The following is a 17,336-nucleotide window of genomic DNA, read 5'->3' on the forward strand; positions in this document are numbered from 1 at the left end:
CCGTTCTCGTTTCAGAAGGCCTCAGCCGGTGACGGCGTTGATGACGAGGAAGAAGAGGGCGGAGATCGCGGCGGCGGACGGCAGCGTGATGATCCAGGCCCAGACGATGTTGCCGGCGACGCCCCAGCGCACGGCCGAAACGCGCCGGGCGGCGCCGACGCCGATGATCGCGCCGGTGATCGTATGCGTCGTCGAGACCGGGATGCCGAGCCAGGTGGCGGCGAAAAGGGTGATCGCCCCGCCGGTCTCCGCGCAGAAACCCTGCATCGGGTTGAGGCGGGTGATCTTGGAACCCATCGTGTGCACGATGCGCCAGCCGCCCATCAGGGTGCCGAGCGCCATCGCCGCCTGGCAGGTGATGACCACCCAGAAGGGCACATGGAACTCGCCGCCGAGATAGCCCTGCGAGAAGAGCAGCACGGCGATGATGCCCATGGTCTTCTGCGCGTCGTTGCCGCCATGGCCGAGCGAATAGAGCGAGGCCGAGATGAACTGCATGACGCGGAAGGTGCGATCGACGGCGAACGGCGTCTGGCGCACGAAGAGCCAGGAGACCGTGAGCACCAGGATCAGCGCCAGCAGGAAGCCGATGGCGGGCGACAGGAAGATGGCACTCGCCGTCTTGATGAGGCCGCTCCAGACGACGGCGTCGAAGCCGGTCCTGGCAAGACCCGCGCCGACGAGGCCGCCGATGAGGGCGTGCGAGGAGGAGGAGGGGATGCCGAAGATCCAGGTGACGACGTTCCAGATGATCGCGCCCATCAGTGCCGCGAAGATGACGAGCGGGTTGACGATGCCGGGATCGATGATGCCCTTGCCGAGCGTCTCGGCGACATGCAGGCCGAAGAACAGGAAGGCGATGAAGTTGAAGAACGCCGCCCAGATGACGGCATATTGCGGGCGCAGCACGCGCGTCGAGACGATCGTGGCGATCGAGTTCGCCGCATCGTGCAGGCCGTTCAGGAAATCGAACAGCAGCGCGATGCCGACGAGGCCGACGAGCAACGGAAAGGCGAGGGTGGCGTCCATCAGACGTTCTCGATCACGATACCGCTGATTTCATTGGCGACGTCCTCGAAGCGGTCGACGACCTTCTCCAGCTCGCCATAGATCTCGCTGCCGATGATATAGGCCATCGGATCGGTCTTGCCGTATTGCCTGAAGAGGTCTTTCAGCCCCTGGTCGTGCAGCTCGTCCGAGCGGCCCTCGACGCGGGTGACCTCCTCGGCGATCGAGGTGAGGCGGCCGGCATGCACGCCCACCTTGTCGAGCAGCGGAATGGCCTCGGCGACGAGATGGGCGGCCTTGACGACGGCGGCACCCATTTCCTGCATGCCGGGCTGGAAGCTCGTCTGCTCGTAGAGGCGGATGGTCTTGACCGTCTTGTGCATCATGTCGATGGCATCGTCCATCGACTGGATCAGGTCCTTGATGTCGCCGCGGTCGAAGGGCGTGATGAAGCTGCGGCGCACGGCGAGCAGCACCTCGCGGGTGATGTCGTCGGCCTTGTCTTCCAGTTCGACGATGCGGTTGCAGTGTTCTTCCATGTCCGGCCCGCCGGCAAGGAGCGACTGGAGGGCTTCGGCGGCGCCGACGACGGTGCGGGAATGCTGCTCGAAGAGATCGAAGAAACGGTCCTCGCGCGGCATGAGTTTGCGAAACAGCGAAAGCATGGGTGCCCCTTACGTGGCTGGGGTTGTCATGCGGCTGTCATAATTGACCGTCAACCCGCTGGAAAGCACGGATTCCGGCTTGTCACAATTCTCTGCGTGCCTGTGGAAAAGTCGCTCAGGGAACGATCTTGAACGGCTGCTCGCTGATCGCGACCGCCCCGCTTGCGGCATCGCGGAAGCGATAGCGCAGCACATAGTCGCCGGCCGGCGGGCCGCTGAGATTGAGCGTCAGCTTGGCGAAGACCTCCTGGTTGCGCACGCTGCCCTTGAAATCGAAGGAGCCGAAGGCCTTCTGCTCGGCGAGCACCGTGCCCTTCGGGTCGAGCAGTTCCAGGTCGACGGTGAAATGCGATTCGAGCAGGCCCCCGTCGGCCGGCCGCCAGGTGAGGCCGACCGGCTCGACATAGGAGATGAGTGCCTCGCCCGCCTTGAAGCTCGCTTCCGGCCGCACCGCATACATGCCATAGCCTTCCGGTGCCGTCGAAACGAAGACGGCCTTGCCGATCGAGAAGGGCAGCGTGGCGGCAAAGGCGCCGAAGGCGTCGCGGATCGTGTTGTGCGCGCCGACCGTGTCGCCGGCCGCGGCCTGCTCCTCGGCCTTCCTGGCCGCATCCGCAAGGGGGCCGGCAAGGGCGAGCGTGGGCGCGAGCGCGGCGACAAGGGTCATGCGCAACAGGGACTTCGACACGAACATTCCGTCTTCCTCCAGCCGGTTGGCGGCAGGATGCGAAGAAGCTTGGCAACAGTCAAGAACGCCGCGCGGCGCGCGCCGCGATCAGCTCTTCCAGAAGAGCGGTGTGAGGATGACGAGAACGGTGAGGATTTCGAGGCGGCCGAGCAGCATCAGCAGGGAGAGCACGTAGAGCGCGGCGTCGTGGAAGCCGGCGAACGTGCCGGCCGGCCCGATCGCCTGCGTGACGCCGGGGCCGACATTCGACAGCGAGGTGGCGGCGGCCGAGATCGCCGTCAGGATGTCGTAGCCCATCAGGCCGAGCAGGATCGCCCCGAGGGCCGAGATCGCGACATAGGTGATGAAGAACAGGAAGACGCTGCGCTGGAAGTCGGCATCGACGGTCATCGTGCCGTAGCGCACGGCATGGATGCCGTCCGGATAGATCAGGCGGTAGAGGCCGGTGCGGATGAAATTGAAGAGGATGATCAGGCGATAGGCCTTCAGGCCCCCGGAGGTCGAGCCCGAACAGCCGCCCATGAAGGTGGCGACGAAAGCGAGTGCCACGATGAAATGGCCCCATTGCGTATAGTCGTCGCTGGCAAAGCCCGTCGTCGACAGGATCGAGGCGACGGTGAAGAAGGCGTGGGCGAGCGCCTCGTGGAAGCTGACGCCGTTTTCCAGCCGCTGGAAGACGCTCGCGGCAATGGCGAAGAACGCGAGATAACCGAGGAAGACGCGGATCTGCGGGTCGCGCCACGCATCGAGCCGCCCGCGCACGACGAAGAGGATCAGCACCGAGAAGGGCAGGCTGGAGAGCGTCATGAAGAAGGTGGCGGCCCACAGCAGCGGCAGGCTGTTGAAATAGCCGAACGAGGCGTCGTGCGTCGAAAGCCCGCCGGTCGCCACCGTCGACATGGCATGGTTCAGCGCATCGAAGCGGCCCATGCCGAGCGCGGCGTAGACGACGGCGCAAAGCAGGGTGATGCCGACATAGAGGGCGAGGAAGGCGCGGGTGTAGCTCGCGATGCGGGCGAAGGGCTTGTCGGCCGTGTCCGATGATTCGAGCTTGAAGAAGGACATGCCGCCGACGCGCAGATACGGCATGATGAAGAGGCCGAGCGCCAGGATGCCGACGCCGCCGAGCCAGTGCAGCAGCGAGCGCCACATGAGCACGCCCGGCGGCGCATCGTCGAGGCCGGTGATGACGGTGGAGCCGGTCGTGCTGATCGCCGAGACCGATTCGAAGAAGGCCTGCGCGAAGGTGAGGTTCAGCGAGGACAGCCAGAGCGGGATGGCGCCGATGATGCTGCCGGAAAGCCAGAGCATGTTGACGACGAGAAAGCCCATGCGCTTGTTGAAGGGCGGCGGGCCGGCGCGCGTCGCCGCGGCCGTGGCCAGCGAGAGGCCGCCGGTCATGAAGGCGGAGAGGAAGAACACCTCCGAATCGGGATGGCCGTAATAGACATCGATGATGGCCGGGATCAGCATCGCCACGGAAAGATAGATCCCGCTGATCGCTGCGATATTGATGGCGGATCGGAAGATGGTGGCGTTCAAGTTCTGGTCTCGAAGAGGCCATGCTGGCCAGGGCGGGTGGTAACCGTCGCGTCGATATGCCATAGCCTTTGCATCGTCCAAACTCAAGGATGGCGCGCCGGCGCGGGTCCATTCCGGTGCGGACCGGTTCTGCCGCGTGGCTCCCGCGGCGCGGAGCATCGGAAAGGTTTGAAGAATGATCGGCTTTGCCTGCCTCTGTCCTTTCCCGAAGGCGAGATACGCAGTTTTTTGAACCCAATCCATCGAACACGGACCAGAGCATGACATCCGACGTCGACACGGCCATGGAGGCCCTGCGCGGCCTCTTTCCCGAAACGCCGCTCCAACTGAACGAACATCTCTCCGCCCGCTACGGTGCGGAGATCTACCTCAAGCGCGAGGATCTCTCGCCGGTGCGCTCCTACAAGATCCGCGGGGCCTTCAACTTCTTCCGCAAGGTGCTCGCCGACGAGGCCGGCGCGCGCAGCTTCGTCTGCGCCTCGGCCGGCAACCACGCGCAGGGCTTCGCCTTCGTCTGCCGCCATTTCGGCGTGCCGGGCGTGGTCTTCATGCCGGTGACGACGCCGCAGCAGAAGATCGACAAGACACGCATGTTCGGCGGCGAATTCGTGACGATCAAGCTCGTCGGCGACTTCTTCGACCAGTGCTACAAGGCGGCCCGCGACCATGCGGAGGCGACCGGCGCGCTGATGGTGCCGCCCTTCGACCATGCCGACATCATCGAGGGGCAGGCGACGGTGGCGGCGGAATTCGTCCGGCAGTTGCCCGACGGCAAGCTGCCGGACCTCGTGGTGCTGCCGGTCGGCGGCGGCGGCCTCGCCTCCGGCATAACGGGCTATCTCGACGGCAGGATCGGCCCGTCGAGCTTCCTTTTCTGCGAGCCGGCGGGCGCGCCGAGCCTGCGGCGCAGCCTCGAAAGCGGCGCGGTGGTGACGCTCGACCAGGTCGACAATTTTGTCGACGGCGCCGCGGTCGGCCAGATCGGCGCGCTCAATTTCGCCGCGCTCAGCCGTTTTTCCGCCGACCAGGTGATGCTGCTGTCGGAAAACGCGATCTGCGTGACGATGATCGACATGCTGAACGTCGAGGGCGTGGTGCTGGAGCCGGCCGGCGCGCTGTCGCTGACGGCGCTCGACGCGCTCGGCCGCGAGGCGCTGGAGGGCAAGACGGTCGTGGCCGTCGTCTCCGGCGGCAATTTCGACTTCGAGCGCCTGCCGGACGTCAAGGAACGCGCCATGCGCCATGCGGGGCTGAAGAAATACTTCATCCTGCGCCTTGCCCAGCGCCCCGGCGCGCTGCGCGACTTCCTCAACCTGCTCGGACCGGACGACGACATCGCCCGCTTCGAATATCTCAAGAAATCCGCCCGCAACTTCGGCTCGATCCTCATCGGCATCGAGACCAAGGCGCCGGAGAATTTCGCCGCGCTGAAGAAGGCGTTCGACGGGGCGGGCCTGCGCTACCAGGACATCACGGAAAACGAGATTCTGGCCAATCTCGTCATCTAGCCTGCCTTTTCCCGCTGCCGCCTCCTCGTCTTTGCCGGCGAAGGGGGCGGCAGCAGGCAGACTATCCACAGCTCTCCCCTTGGAGGCCGCCGCGGCCTGTGTTAGCAATCGGCCATGGCATCGTTCTTTTCAAAACTCTTCGGTCGCGGCGGCGACTCGGCAGCTCCGGCGAAAGTCGCGGAGGAAACCGAGGCCTACAACGACCTCACCCTCGTCGCGGCTCCCATTCCGGAGGGCGGGCAGTACCGCCTTGCCGGCCGGATCGAGAAGCGGGATGGAGACCGGGTGCTGACCCGCAGCTTCATCCGCGCCGATCTCTTCTCCTCGCGGGACGATACGGTCGCCGCGACCTTCCGCAAGGCAAGGCAGATCGCCGACCAGAACGGTGGCGCGCTCTTCGCCGACGGCGCGGAAAGCCGGCAGGTCTGACGGCTCCAGGGTGGATTTTTCCGTCCGCCCCTGTGAAAACTCATACACAATTGCACGAAGGCGCTGGAGAACCGGCGCAATTGCCTGTATCCGCGGGAAAATCACTTGTTGCGACTCTCCCGGTACGATTAGCTGCCGGGCAATCGAAAATGCTGCGGACCGGCCATGGGCACTGAAAACCTGATCCTGCTTCTCATCGAGGCCGGGTTCTACTTCGTCTTCATGGTGGGCCTTCTGCACCTGCGCCATCAACTGGGCATCGGCATGTTCATCGCCGCGCTCGGCGTCATGCACTTCCTGGAGACCTACCTGGCGGCGGTCTTCTATATCGAACTGCCCTTCGGCGTCATTTCGCCCGGCTCCTCGGTGCTGTTTTCCGGCAAGCTGATGATGATCCTCCTTCTCTATGTGAAGGAGGACGCCTCCGTGGTGCGCGCGCCGATCTACGGCCTGCTCGCCGGCAATTTCCTGACGGTCGGCCTCGGCTTCTTCCTGCGCCACCACCAGACCATCGGCGTGGTGCCCGGCCGCATCGCCGATCTCGCCTTCATCGACGAGATGGGCTGGCTGATGCTGTGGGGCACGACGCTGCTCTATCTCGATTCGCTGGCGATCATCCTGCTCTACGAGCGGCTCGGGCGGGTCTTCAAGAAGAGCACGGCCCTGCGCTTCTTCGTCTCGGGTGTCGCCGTGCTCACCTTCGACCAGATCGGCTTCTTCGCCGCGCTGCATTTCCTGAACGGCGCGCCGACCGAGGTGTTCTGGGGCGGCTGGATCGCCAAGATGCTGGCGGCGAGCGCCTATGCGGTGCTGATCACCGTCTATCTGCATTATTCGCGCATCTCGGCCATTCCTGTCTCACCGCGCCCCATCTCGGACATCTTCGCCGACCTGACTTTCCGCGAGCGCTACGAGGACCTGCTCGACCGCTCCGGCCGGGACGCGCTGACCGGCGTCTATGACCGCAGCCGCCTCGAATACGAGGCGCCGCGCATGCTCTCGGCGATGATGGCGGCGGGCAAGCCGCTGGCGCTGATGATCATCGACGCCGACCACTTCAAGGACGTCAACGACCGCTTCGGGCATCTTGCCGGCGACGGCGTGCTGAAGGAGACCGCCGCCAGCCTGCAGCGGGCCCTTCGCGCCAGCGACCGGCTGTTCCGCTTCGGCGGCGAGGAGTTCGTCGTCATCTGCGAGGACATTGCCCCTGCAGCCGGCACCGAGCGGGCGGAAATGCTGCGCCGGACCGTCGAGGCCGAAATCCGCCGGCCGGACGGCGTGCCGATGACCGTCAGCATCGGCGTCGCCAACAGCTACAGCGACGGCACGACGCTGAACGCCCTGCTTTCAGCCGCCGATGCACGGCTCTACGCCGCCAAGAATGCCGGCCGCAACCGGGTTATTTCCAGCTAGACCCCGACATTCGGCCGGTCGATGATCTCGCGCAGCGCAAAGCTCGAATTGATCTTCACCACATGGGGAAGCGCCGACAGCCAGTCGCGGTGGATGCGCTCGTAATCCTCAAGGTCCTTGGCGGCGACGCGCAGGATGTAGTCGTATTCGCCCGACATCAGGTAGCAGACCAGCACATTGGGGCAGAGTTTCACCGCCGCCTCGAATTCCGCGAGCGTCTTGGCGAACTGGCCGGACAGCGAGATGTGCACGATGGCGATCATCTTGTAGTCGAGCGCCTTGGGCGAGATGCGGGCGTGATACCCGGTGACGGTGCCGGATTTTTCCAGGATGTCGAGGCGGCGCGAGCAGGCCGAGGGCGACAGGCCGACACGCTCGGCCAGCTCCGCATTGGAGATCCGCCCGTTCTGCTGAATCACCCTGAGGATCGCAGTATCGATTGCATCCAAGTGCGCCATTCGAATTTCCTTCGAAAATTCTGCTAATATCAGGAGAATATTCGACAGGTCGCCGTTTCGCAAACCGGCTTTGCAAGGACATTGCGTCCGTCCTCTGCTTCCATGGTGATCCCCGCCGGGAGCGGCGGCAAGCAAAAACGGGAACAGACTGGGAAAGGAACGCGCATGCGTGTCGGTTGTCCGAAGGAAATCAAGAATCATGAATATCGGGTGGGTCTGACGCCCGGTGCCGTGCGCGAATATGTGGCCCACGGCCACGAGGTTCTCGTCGAGACCAAGGCCGGCGCCGGCATCGGCGCAGACGATGACGCCTATCGCGCCGCCGGCGCGAAGATTGCAGCCACCGCCGCCGATATCTTCCAGAAATGCGACATGGTGGTGAAGGTCAAGGAACCGCAGCCCGCCGAATGGGCGCAACTCCGCGACGGACAGATTCTCTACACCTACCTCCACCTTGCGCCCGATCCGGACCAGACCAAGGGCCTTCTTGCCTCCGGCGTCACCGCCATCGCCTATGAGACGGTGACGGACGAGCGCGGCGGCCTGCCGTTGCTCGCCCCGATGTCCGAGGTCGCCGGCCGCCTTTCCATCCAGGCGGGCGCGACGGCGCTGCAGAAGGCCAATGGCGGCCGCGGCATCCTGCTCGGCGGCGTGCCGGGCGTGCTGCCGGCCAAGGTCGCGATCATCGGCGGCGGCGTCGTCGGCCTGCATGCGGCGAAGATGGCCGCTGGCCTCGGCGCAGATGTCTCCATCCTCGACCGCTCGATCCCGCGCCTGCGCCAGCTCGACGACCTCTTCGGCGGGCGCATCCACACGCGCTATTCGACGATCGACGCGCTGGAAGAGGAGGTCTTCTCCGCCGATCTCGTCATCGGCGCGGTGCTGATCCCCGGTGCGGCGGCGCCCAAGCTCGTCACGCGCGAAATGCTCTCGGGCATGAAGAAGGGCGCGGTCATCGTCGACGTCGCCATCGATCAGGGTGGCTGCTTCGAGACCTCGCACGCCACGACCCATTCCGATCCGACCTACGAGGTCGACGGCGTGGTGCATTACTGCGTCGCCAACATGCCGGGCGCCGTGCCGGTCACCTCGGCCCATGCCCTGAACAACGCGACGCTGCATTACGGCCTGCAGCTTGCCGACAAGGGCCTGAAGGCGATCGCCGAGGACCGGCACCTGCGCGCCGGCCTCAACGTGCACAAGGGCCGCGTGACGAACCGCCCGGTCGCCGACGCGCTCGGCTACGAGGCCTATGCACCGGAAGCGGTGCTGAACGTCGCCTGACCGGCCACGGCAACGGACAGGAGGAGGCCCGGAGCGATCCGGGCCTTTTTCATGCCCGCTCGACGCGGCACTGGTAGCAATTGTAGCGGGCGGAGCGGATATGCAGATAGGCGACGTCCTCCCGGGCGAGCAGCGTTGCGGCATGGTCCGGGATGTCGGGTGTCGGCACCACGGCGCCGCTGCCGTAGAGGATGCGGTTTTCCGCCGAATAGCCGCGCACGATGTAATCGCGGCTGGTCAGCATCGGCGGCAGGATTTGCGAGGGCTCATGGGCCGCGCAGGGCTCGGCATGCAGGAAGATCGGCCCGGTTTCCGCAAAGGGCTGCATGGCCGGGAAGGGGCGGTGCGCCAGGATGAGATAGGGTTCCCCGGCGCCGACCATCTGCAGGCAATGACGGCAGGGCACGCCGACGCCGTCGGAGATGTGGCGTTCGGGGGAAAGGCCGTAGGCATCCTTGCCGCCGGTCCGGTAGGCGGTGACGGTTTCGGTCGGTATGGGAAGGAAGCGGATGGACATGGCGGAAGCTCCGGTTGACGGGCCGGCACCTTCCCGTCTTTGCCGAGGCTGCGACACCCGTTTCTTGCGGATCAGGGCGTTTTGCGGAAGAGCGCGTCGCACTGTTCCAGGAGGCGCACGGGATCGATCGCCGGTTCGGCAAGGCAGAGGCCGATCATGGTCCTGGCGATATGCCGGTAATAGGCTTCGTTCTCCCGGGCGGAGGCGATGTTCCTTGTGATGGCCGCACGCCGGTCTCTCGCCCGCGTGCGCATCGAGGCCGGCAGCACGCGCTCGCCGGCCGTCAGCAGGCGATCACGGATGGCGAGGTGGCGTATTCGCTTCTGCCGCGCGGCCAGCAGACGCGTTGCGGCGGTGAAGACGAGATCGGCTGCATGGCGCTGCCAGATATCGGCGAGGGCGGCGGGGCAGGCGGCAAGATACCCCTGAAGCAGGCTTTGCCGCTGCGCGCTCTGGCGGCAGAAGGGGCGCATCAGCGTGGCGGCAAGTTCGATGCCGGACACGTCATAGGTCATCAGCTCGTAGTCGATCAGGCCGATCGCATGGTCGTCCTGCTCGATGATGTTGCTGCCGTAGAGATCGCCATGGGTGAGCTGGTTGGCGGGGAGCCGGCGCATGCGGGCAAGGCTTTCCTCGATCCAGCGCTGCTCTTCCGGCGTGTGTGCCGCGCCGTTCAGCAAGAGATAGGCCTCGTGCGGCAGCACGGGCCGTCGCCGCTCGAAGAGCGCGCCCGCTGCGGCGCCTTCGATCGCGTTCAGCTTCGCCAGCGTCCCGCCGAGCGCGGCGAGGGCCTTCGGATGGGCCTTGCGCGTCAGCGGCGTGCCGGGCAGGAAGGAGAGCGCCAGCCAGTGGCCGCCGGCCCGCAGCGCCTCGCGCCGCGAGCGGGTGCCGGCACAGACATGCTGGGCGGAAATGCCCGCTTCCTGGAGCTTGCGCACCGCCGCCTCGAACCGCTCCTTCGTCGACTTGCGCAGGAAGAAATGCAGCACATAGGTCTGCTGTTCGAACTCGACGATGCGCTTCTGGATGCTGAGGCGCCGCTTGGTGTGCAGGATGCGCACCCGCTTGCCGAGCAGATCGCGAAGGTCGGGCGTGCGGCTGTCCATGCGAGCGAGAAATTCCGTTTGTCTGCCGATCGATCCGTCCAGCGGATCCGTCGCCTCCGGAATTGCGTGTGACAGTCATATGGCACAGCTCTGACATCGTTTCCAGCGGCGAATTGGTCTCTACCAGTCGCCCGAAAGGCAATCACCGCGGTGTCGGCAGGGGCCGAACCGCGGTGATTGCCGTATTTCCGGCATGCGTCAGCGCACGAACTCGTCGATGCGGCGCAGCGTCACACGCCGGTTGCGCCATTCCTCGCTGAGCGTCTGGACGAGCAGGTAATCCTCGCCGTAGCCGACGGTTTCGAGGGCGCGGGAGGGGAGGCCGAATTCCTGCACGAGCAGCCGCTTCAGCGATTCGGCGCGGCGTTCCGACAGGATCTGGTTGGAGGCGGCGGACCCGACGGCATCCGTATGGCCCTCGATCAGGAAGACGGCGCGGCGGCGGCGCCGGAGCAACTGCTCCATGGCACGGGCGATCTGGCGCACCTTGCCGTATTCCGAGCGCGGGATATCCGCGGAGCCGAAGGCGAAGTTGATCGACTGGATGTTGATCGACGGCGCCGCGCCGCGCAGGTCCGGCCGGCGCTTGAATTCGCGCACCGTCACCCGTTCGTCATCGCGCAGGCGGCGCGTCGGGGCCGCATCGAGCCGGCGCAGGATGATCTCCGAGGATGGGGTTTCCTGCGCAAGCACCAGACCCGGAAGGGCGGGAACGGCGAGGGCGGTGGCGAAGGCGGTCAGAAAGGCGCGACGTTGCATGGCGGTGTTTCCTTGCTCGGTTGATCTTTGTTGGCCGGAAAGTGCCATGCACGAACTGAAGCGGACCTGAACCGTCTGTTGGGTTCCGTTCAGAATGATTAACGCGGTTCGCCGGGCGGCAGGCAATCCCGCTTGGCGAGCGCCAGAAGCTCGGCATCGGATAGCGGGACGATCTCGGTATCCTGCGTGCCGACCGGCGAAAAGCCGAACATCTGGTAGAGCTGCAGCGCGCGCGGATGGTCGAGATTGTTGGTGTCGACCGTGACGCGCGTCGGGCCGAGCGCCCAGGCGGCATAGAGCGTCTGGAGCAGGAACCACTTGCCGATGCCAAGGCCGAGCGCCCGCTCGAACAGGCCGAAATGGGAGAGCTCCACCACCGCGTCGTCGACCTGCAGCAGCTCGAAGAAGCCGGCGGGCGCGCCGTTCACATAGAGCACCGTCACGCTGTTGCGCTTGTCGTGCAGCGTCGCCGCCAGCGTCTCGTCGTCCATGCGCAGCCGGTCGACCCAGTGCCAGCGCCCGCCGACCTGCCGGTAGAGGAAGCGATAGAAGGCGAGCGGGATATCAGGCGCGCTGAGGATGGCGGTGTGCACGTTGACCGGCACCGGCAGGCTCTGCTTCGGCGGCACGGTCATTTCCAGCGTGGTGACATGCACCGCGATCGGCGCGGACTGGGCCTTCTTTGCCATCAGTCTTTCCCCGTCGCCACGGGCGTGTCGTCCCGGCCGCCCCATTCGGACCACGAGCCGTCGTAGAGCGTGTTGTCCTCATGACCGAGAGAATGCAGGGCCAGCGTGATGATCGCGGCGGTGATGCCCGAGCCGCAGGTCGTGACGACCGGCTTGGAGAGGTCGATGCCGGCTTCCTCGAAATGCCGGCGCAGGCTGGCAAGGTCCTTGAACCGGCCGCCCTCGGAGAATGTGCCCGACGGCATGCTCTTTGCGCCCGGCATGTGGCCGGAGCGCATGCCGGCGCGCGGCTCGGCCTCCTCGCCGGTGAAGCGGCCGGCGCCGCGCGCATCGGCGATCTGCCTTGCGCCCGTCGCGACGATGCCGCGCATCTCCTCGAAGGAGGTCACCGCATAAGGGTTGAAATTGGTGTGGAAGACTGCCGGTGCCGGCTCCGGCAGGTCGGTCTGAAGCGGCCGTCCCTCCTTCTTCCAGCCGTCGAGGCCGCCATCCAGCACGAAGACGTTCTTCGCGCCCATCGTGCGGAACAGCCACCAGACGCGCGGGGCGGTGAAGATGCCGGGGCCGTCATAGACGACGATGGTGTCCGTGTCGGAAATGCCGAGCTTGCCGACTTCTGCGGCAAAGAATTCCGGCGAGGGCACGGTGTGCGGCAGCGTGCCGGAATGATCGGCGATCACATCCTGGTCGAAGAACACGGCACCGGGAATGTGGCCTTCGGCATATTCGGCCGCGCCGTTGCGGTTCTGCGCGGGAAGATACCAGGCGGCATCGACGATGCGGAATTCCGGCGCGCCAAGCTGCTTTTCCACGAAATCCGCCGAGACGACGAACCGGCTCCTGTCGTTGGACATGGTCTTCTCCCTTTCAGGCCGGCAGTGTCCCGCATCCGCCGCGGCGCGGGAAGTGCACTGCAAGAAATTGAATATGCTGCAAATATCCTAGAGCATTTCTGCGCTGTTTCGAACCGCGAAAACGCTCTATCCTTTTGTTTCAATGCAATTCCCAGCGCAAAACCGCTGCGTATTCCTGCTGGAATTGCCCTTGGTCGATTTACCGTGGAGCCTGTCGCGTCAGGCCTCCGGTGTTCCGAAGCGGATGCGGAACCGGCGGTTCTCCTTGCCCTTCTTCTCGATCTTGGCGATGTGGATGGCGCCCACTTCCTGGGTTTCGGACACATGGGTGCCGCCGCAGGGCTGGCTGTCGACGGCGAAATTTTCCCCGATGCACACGAGGCTGACCCGACCGAGGCCCATCGGCGGGCGCACGTTCTTCGATTTCACGATGCCGGGATTTTCGGCAAGCTCCGCATCGGTGATCCACTGCACGAAGACCGGATGGTTTTCGCGCACGAGCGCCATCAATCTGGCCGTGACCTCGTCCTTGTCGATCGTCTCCGTCATGTCGAAATCGACGCGACTGTCCTCCTCGCCGACGGCCGCGCCGGTGATCGGGTAGGGGCAGACGACGGAGAGCAGGTGACAGGCCGTGTGCATGCGCATCAGCTTGTAGCGGCGCGCCCAGTCGATATGGGCGACGATCGTCTCGCCGACGATCGGCAGCGCCTCGCCTTCGAGCGGGCGATGGAGGATGATGTCCTTGGTCGCGCCGGTCACTGCCGGGCCGAGCGCGATGCGGCTGCCGTCGGCGCGCTCCAGGAAGCCGCTGTCGCCGGGCTGGCCGCCAGACGTCGCGTAGAAACAGGTCTGGTCGAGTTCGATGCTACCGTCCTGGTGCACCGCCGTCACCACCGCCTCGTTCGTCGAAAGATAGAAATCGTCGCGGAAGAGGGCAGTGGTGGTGAGGGACATGGGACCTATTCGACCGGCTGGTAGGGGACCTTGATCCCCGATTTCGCCTTCAGCCATGCCGGAACGGGCAGGCCCTTCGAATCGAGGAAGTCCGCGTTGAAGAGCTTCGACTGGTAGCGGTTAGCATAGTCGCACAGGATCGTCACGATCGTGTGGCCGGGGCCGAGGTCCCGGGCGAGCCGGATCGCGCCGGCAATGTTGATGCCGGTGGAGCCGCCGACGGCGATGCCTTCCTTCTCGATCAGGTCGAAGACCAGCGGAACGGCCTCCGAATCGGGGATCTGGTAGGAATAGTCGGGCGTGAAGCCTTCCAGATTGGCCGTGATGCGGCCCTGGCCGATGCCTTCGGTGATGGAACTGCCGGAGGATTTCAGCTCCCCATGCGCATAATAATTGTAGAGGGCCGCGCCATCCGGGTCGGCAAGGGCGATCTTGATGTTGGGGTTCTTCGCCCTGAGGCCCGCCGCGACGCCGGCAAGCGTGCCGCCCGAGCCGACGGCCGAGACGAAGCCGTCGACCTTGCCGTCGGTGTCGCGCCAGATTTCCGGCGCCGTCGTCTCGATATGGGCGTCGCGGTTGGCGACATTGTCGAACTGGTTCGCCCAGATCGCGCCGTTCGGCTCGGTCTTGGCGAGCTGCTCGGCAAGGCGGCCGGAGAGTTTCACGTAGTTGTTCGGGTTCTTGTAGGCAACGGCCGGCACCTCGACGAGCTCGGCGCCGAGCAGCCGCAGCGCGTCCTTCTTCTCCTGGCTCTGCGTTTCCGGGATGACGATGACGGTGCGGTAGCCGAGCGCCTGCGCGACGAGGGCAAGGCCGATGCCCGTATTGCCCGCCGTGCCCTCGACGATGACGCCGCCCGGCCGCAGGGCGCCGGACCGCTCCGCCGCCCGGATGATCGACAGCGCCGCCCGGTCCTTGACCGACTGGCCGGGGTTCAGAAACTCCGCCTTGCCGAGGATCTCGCAGCCCGTCGCCTCCGAGGCCCCCTTGAGCCGGATCAGCGGCGTGTTGCCGATTGCATCCAGAACGGACGGAAGAATTGCCATGGGACCCGAGCCTCGCGTTATCTGCCTAGATTGGAAAGCGTCTTTTCGGCCGGCAAGCGGCGCATTGCAAGAAATCGTGTTCCCGTGGAGCGACCTTCCAGAGGGATTTTTTCCATGTCTGCCCGTCAGCCAGGGGGCCGGGTATAGACGACCTGGCGAACGTCGATGTTGCGCGCCCGGAAACCCGCCTCGCAATAATAGAAGTAGAACTCCCAGAGCTTGCGGAAGCGCTCGTCGAAGCCGAGCGGCACGATGCACTCCCAGGCGGCCCAGAAGCGGTGGCGCCATTCGGCGAGCGTGCGGGCATAGTCGTGGCCGAAGCCGATGTCGGAGGCCGTCGCGAGCCCGACCTGCCGACCGAGGGAGGCGAGATGCTCGCGGGTCGGCAGCATGCCGCCGGGAAAGACGTATTTCTGGATGAAATCCGGATTGGCCCGGTATTCCGCATAGGCCTCCTGCAGGATGGTGATGATCTGCAGGCCCGCCCGGCCGCCCGGCTTCAGGCATTCGCTGAGTTTTGAGAAATAGGCCGGCCAGTAGCGTTCGCCGACCGCCTCGAACATTTCGATGGAGACGATGCGGTCATAGGTGCCGGTCTCGTCGCGGTAGTCCTGGAACTTCAGCTCGACCCGGTCGGCAAGGCCGGCCTTCACCATGCGCGCGCGCGCGAAGGCGAGCTGCTCGCGGCTGATCGTCAGGCCCGTCACCTTGCAGCCGATCTCGCCTGCGGCGAACTCGGCAAAGCCGCCCCAGCCGCAGCCGATTTCCAGCACATGGTCGTTCGGGCCGATACCGGTCGCCTCGGCCAGCGCGCGGTATTTGGCGACCTGGGCCGAGGTGAGGTCGTTCGCCCCGCCCGAATAGAGCGCGGAGGAATAGGTCATCGTCGGGTCGAGCCACTGCGAATAGAACTCGTTGCCGAGATCGTAGTGCGCCGAGATGTTGCGCTTGGAGCCGCGGCGGGTGTTGGCGTTCAGCCAGTGGCGGAATTTCTCCACGAGGCGGAGGAGGCCGCGCGGCCCGTTGGTATAGTTGCGGCCGACATTCGTATTGACGAGGAAGAGTTCGAGGAAGGCGCCGGCATCTGGGCTTTCCCAGTCGCCGTCCATATAGCTCTCCGCGACGCCGATCGTGCCGGCGCTGACGGCGCGGTGGACGAGGTTCCAGTTGTTGAGCCGGACGAGGGCGTGGGGGCCGGGGGTCTTGCCGCGGATCACGAAGGTCTGTCCGTCCGGCACGGTCATGGCCAGCGCGCCGGTCTCCAGGCCCAGGAGGCCGCGCAACACCATCCTGGCGCGCAACGGCAGGCGCTTCGTGCGTTCGGCAAAATTGGCGGCCGTCAGTGTTTCGTGCTCTGAAAATGCCTTTTCTGAAATCATTTCAGTCGTCATCGATTGCCCCTCTGCCAACCCGACGTTGGGTGAAGGCTATCGTCAATGGCGGCGAACGCCAAGACGTGAATCGTGACAGGCCGGATCATGAAGGGGATGGTTGCGGATCGCAAAAGCGGCGGGTTTTAACGATCTGTTAGCAAACATGGTTAATTTTGCGTCTATCCGGCGTCGGCGGGAACGCAAATCCCGTTCGGCCGTTTGGAGGGAAAACGGGAGAGAGCATGATGTTTTTCGGATTTTTTCAGGCGAACCCGGCCACGCCAGAGGACGACATTGCAACCGGCACCTATGCGGATGGCGCGATCGGAACGCCGCTCGCCGACCTTTCGACCCCGCCGCGCGACCGCAGCCAGGTCTTCCGCCGCACCCTCAAGGACCGGGACTACGGCCTCTCCCGCAAGGCCGGCCAGTCCGGCGCCGGAATGGTGGCCTGATACGAAGGCGCCGGGAACAAAGCCTTGCCCCGGCGCGTTCCTTCCCTGTTCGAATACCGAACGGAGGAGGCACCCGGATGACGCATCACATCGACAATCGCCGGTTCACTCCCCCTAAGTCCCGCCATGTCCTCGACGTCATCGAACATTGCCGCAGGAACGGGCTGGGCAAGGCTGAGGAGCGCAAGCTGCTCCTGCTCTTCGGCCGCTTCGCCAGCCGCCACGAACTCCAGATGAACACGAAGCGCCCGCCGGCCAGCCCACGCTAGGCGATGCGGCTTTACAGAGCGGAAATCTGCCGATGGCTGAAAAGCAGAAGGGCCGCGCTATCCAGCGCAGCCCTTCAAGAATCTGGCTCCCCGGGCCGGATTCGAACCGGCGACCTGTCGATTAACAGTCGAATGCTCTACCGCTGAGCTACCAGGGATCATCCGCTCGCCGCGGAGTGAGCGCGTAATACAAATGCCTGATCGATTTGCCAAGCGCTTTTTGACAAAAAAATGCACGAGACTTGATTGATTGTGGAGAAGTCTCCAACTGGGAGATGGACGAGCCTTGGAAAACCAGGCGTTTGCGTGAAATGGA

General features: G+C 65.1%; 19 protein-coding genes and 1 tRNA gene. 6 read left to right on the forward strand and 14 right to left on the reverse strand.

Translation table 11 applies throughout. The features are described 5' to 3' along the window. Positions 1–21: 21 nt before the first annotated feature. From EV665_RS19330 to EV665_RS19345, 4 genes are all read right to left on the reverse strand, one after another. Positions 22–1,029: an inorganic phosphate transporter gene (locus tag EV665_RS19330; protein ID WP_133035346.1), complete on the reverse strand. Its 1,008-nt coding sequence runs from the start codon at positions 1,027–1,029 to the stop codon at positions 22–24. Continuing rightward, positions 1,029–1,673, reverse strand: coding sequence for a DUF47 domain-containing protein (locus tag EV665_RS19335; protein WP_064329886.1), 645 nt, complete (start codon positions 1,671–1,673; stop codon positions 1,029–1,031). The genes EV665_RS19330 and EV665_RS19335 overlap by 1 nt, the downstream gene beginning before the upstream one ends. 115 nt (positions 1,674–1,788) lie before the next feature. Next, positions 1,789–2,367 carry a hypothetical protein gene (locus EV665_RS19340; protein WP_133035347.1) on the reverse strand — a complete coding sequence of 193 codons (579 nt, stop codon included), beginning with the start codon at positions 2,365–2,367 and terminating at the stop codon, positions 1,789–1,791. An 81-nt stretch (positions 2,368–2,448) separates the two neighbouring features. Further along, positions 2,449–3,903 carry a TrkH family potassium uptake protein gene (locus EV665_RS19345; protein WP_064329888.1) on the reverse strand — a complete coding sequence of 485 codons (1,455 nt, stop codon included), beginning with the start codon at positions 3,901–3,903 and terminating at the stop codon, positions 2,449–2,451. 260 nt (positions 3,904–4,163) lie between these two features. On the opposite strand from EV665_RS19345, the gene ilvA reads away from it, so the two are divergent. The 3 genes from ilvA (at position 4,164) to EV665_RS19360 (ending at position 7,253) form a co-directional block, all read left to right on the forward strand. Further along, on the forward strand, positions 4,164–5,411 hold the full coding sequence (gene ilvA / locus EV665_RS19350) for a threonine ammonia-lyase (protein WP_064329889.1): 1,248 nt from the start codon (positions 4,164–4,166) through the stop codon (positions 5,409–5,411). A 114-nt stretch (positions 5,412–5,525) separates the two neighbouring features. Further along, a complete protein-coding gene (locus EV665_RS19355) occupies positions 5,526–5,840 on the forward strand; it encodes an HlyU family transcriptional regulator (protein WP_133035348.1) in 315 nt (104 codons plus the stop codon). A 165-nt stretch (positions 5,841–6,005) separates the two neighbouring features. Further along, positions 6,006–7,253, forward strand: coding sequence for a GGDEF domain-containing protein (locus EV665_RS19360; protein WP_064329891.1), 1,248 nt, complete (start codon positions 6,006–6,008; stop codon positions 7,251–7,253). Here EV665_RS19360 and EV665_RS19365 read toward each other — a convergent pair. Next, positions 7,250–7,711: an Lrp/AsnC family transcriptional regulator gene (locus tag EV665_RS19365; protein ID WP_064329892.1), complete on the reverse strand. Its 462-nt coding sequence runs from the start codon at positions 7,709–7,711 to the stop codon at positions 7,250–7,252. The two genes, EV665_RS19360 and EV665_RS19365, sit on opposite strands and share 4 nt — an antisense overlap. Before the next feature lie 165 nt (positions 7,712–7,876). On the opposite strand from EV665_RS19365, the gene ald reads away from it, so the two are divergent. Then, positions 7,877–8,995 carry an alanine dehydrogenase gene (gene ald / locus EV665_RS19370; protein ID WP_024270452.1) on the forward strand — a complete coding sequence of 373 codons (1,119 nt, stop codon included), beginning with the start codon at positions 7,877–7,879 and terminating at the stop codon, positions 8,993–8,995. A gap of 49 nt (positions 8,996–9,044) precedes the next feature. On the opposite strand, the gene EV665_RS19375 is transcribed toward ald, so the two are convergent. From EV665_RS19375 to EV665_RS19410, 8 genes are all read right to left on the reverse strand, one after another. Further along, positions 9,045–9,512: a DUF1203 domain-containing protein gene (locus tag EV665_RS19375; protein ID WP_133035349.1), complete on the reverse strand. Its 468-nt coding sequence runs from the start codon at positions 9,510–9,512 to the stop codon at positions 9,045–9,047. Between the two features lie 71 nt (positions 9,513–9,583). Next, on the reverse strand, positions 9,584–10,618 hold the full coding sequence (locus EV665_RS19380) for a phosphotransferase enzyme family protein (RefSeq protein WP_133035350.1): 1,035 nt from the start codon (positions 10,616–10,618) through the stop codon (positions 9,584–9,586). A gap of 198 nt (positions 10,619–10,816) precedes the next feature. Then, a complete protein-coding gene (locus tag EV665_RS19385; protein WP_064329895.1) occupies positions 10,817–11,377 on the reverse strand; it encodes an OmpA family protein in 561 nt (186 codons plus the stop codon). Between the two features lie 98 nt (positions 11,378–11,475). Beyond that, the gene (locus EV665_RS19390) at positions 11,476–12,066 is read right to left on the reverse strand and encodes a GNAT family N-acetyltransferase (protein ID WP_133035351.1); all 591 of its coding nucleotides are present in this window, start codon (positions 12,064–12,066) and stop codon (positions 11,476–11,478) included. Further along, positions 12,066–12,920 carry a 3-mercaptopyruvate sulfurtransferase gene (sseA, locus tag EV665_RS19395; RefSeq protein ID WP_133035352.1) on the reverse strand — a complete coding sequence of 285 codons (855 nt, stop codon included), beginning with the start codon at positions 12,918–12,920 and terminating at the stop codon, positions 12,066–12,068. Before sseA ends, EV665_RS19390 begins: the two co-directional genes overlap by 1 nt. 219 nt (positions 12,921–13,139) lie before the next feature. Further along, a complete protein-coding gene (locus tag EV665_RS19400) occupies positions 13,140–13,877 on the reverse strand; it encodes an alanyl-tRNA editing protein (RefSeq protein ID WP_133035353.1) in 738 nt (245 codons plus the stop codon). A 5-nt stretch (positions 13,878–13,882) separates the two neighbouring features. After that, on the reverse strand, positions 13,883–14,923 hold the full coding sequence (locus EV665_RS19405) for a cysteine synthase A (RefSeq protein ID WP_064329899.1): 1,041 nt from the start codon (positions 14,921–14,923) through the stop codon (positions 13,883–13,885). 125 nt (positions 14,924–15,048) lie between these two features. Next, on the reverse strand, positions 15,049–16,314 hold the full coding sequence (locus EV665_RS19410) for an SAM-dependent methyltransferase (RefSeq protein ID WP_133035354.1): 1,266 nt from the start codon (positions 16,312–16,314) through the stop codon (positions 15,049–15,051). Between the two features lie 224 nt (positions 16,315–16,538). On the opposite strand from EV665_RS19410, the gene EV665_RS19415 reads away from it, so the two are divergent. Continuing rightward, on the forward strand, positions 16,539–16,751 hold the full coding sequence (locus EV665_RS19415; RefSeq protein ID WP_133035355.1) for a hypothetical protein: 213 nt from the start codon (positions 16,539–16,541) through the stop codon (positions 16,749–16,751). Between the two features lie 77 nt (positions 16,752–16,828). Further along, on the forward strand, positions 16,829–17,020 hold the full coding sequence (locus tag EV665_RS19420; protein ID WP_064329902.1) for a hypothetical protein: 192 nt from the start codon (positions 16,829–16,831) through the stop codon (positions 17,018–17,020). Between the two features lie 83 nt (positions 17,021–17,103). On the opposite strand, the gene EV665_RS19425 is transcribed toward EV665_RS19420, so the two are convergent. Further along, positions 17,104–17,178: transfer RNA gene (locus EV665_RS19425), tRNA-Asn, on the reverse strand. Positions 17,179–17,336: the final 158 nt, after the last annotated feature.

The sequence above is a fragment of the Shinella granuli genome (assembly GCF_004341885.1).
Classification (GTDB): Bacteria; Pseudomonadota; Alphaproteobacteria; order Rhizobiales; family Rhizobiaceae; genus Shinella; species Shinella granuli.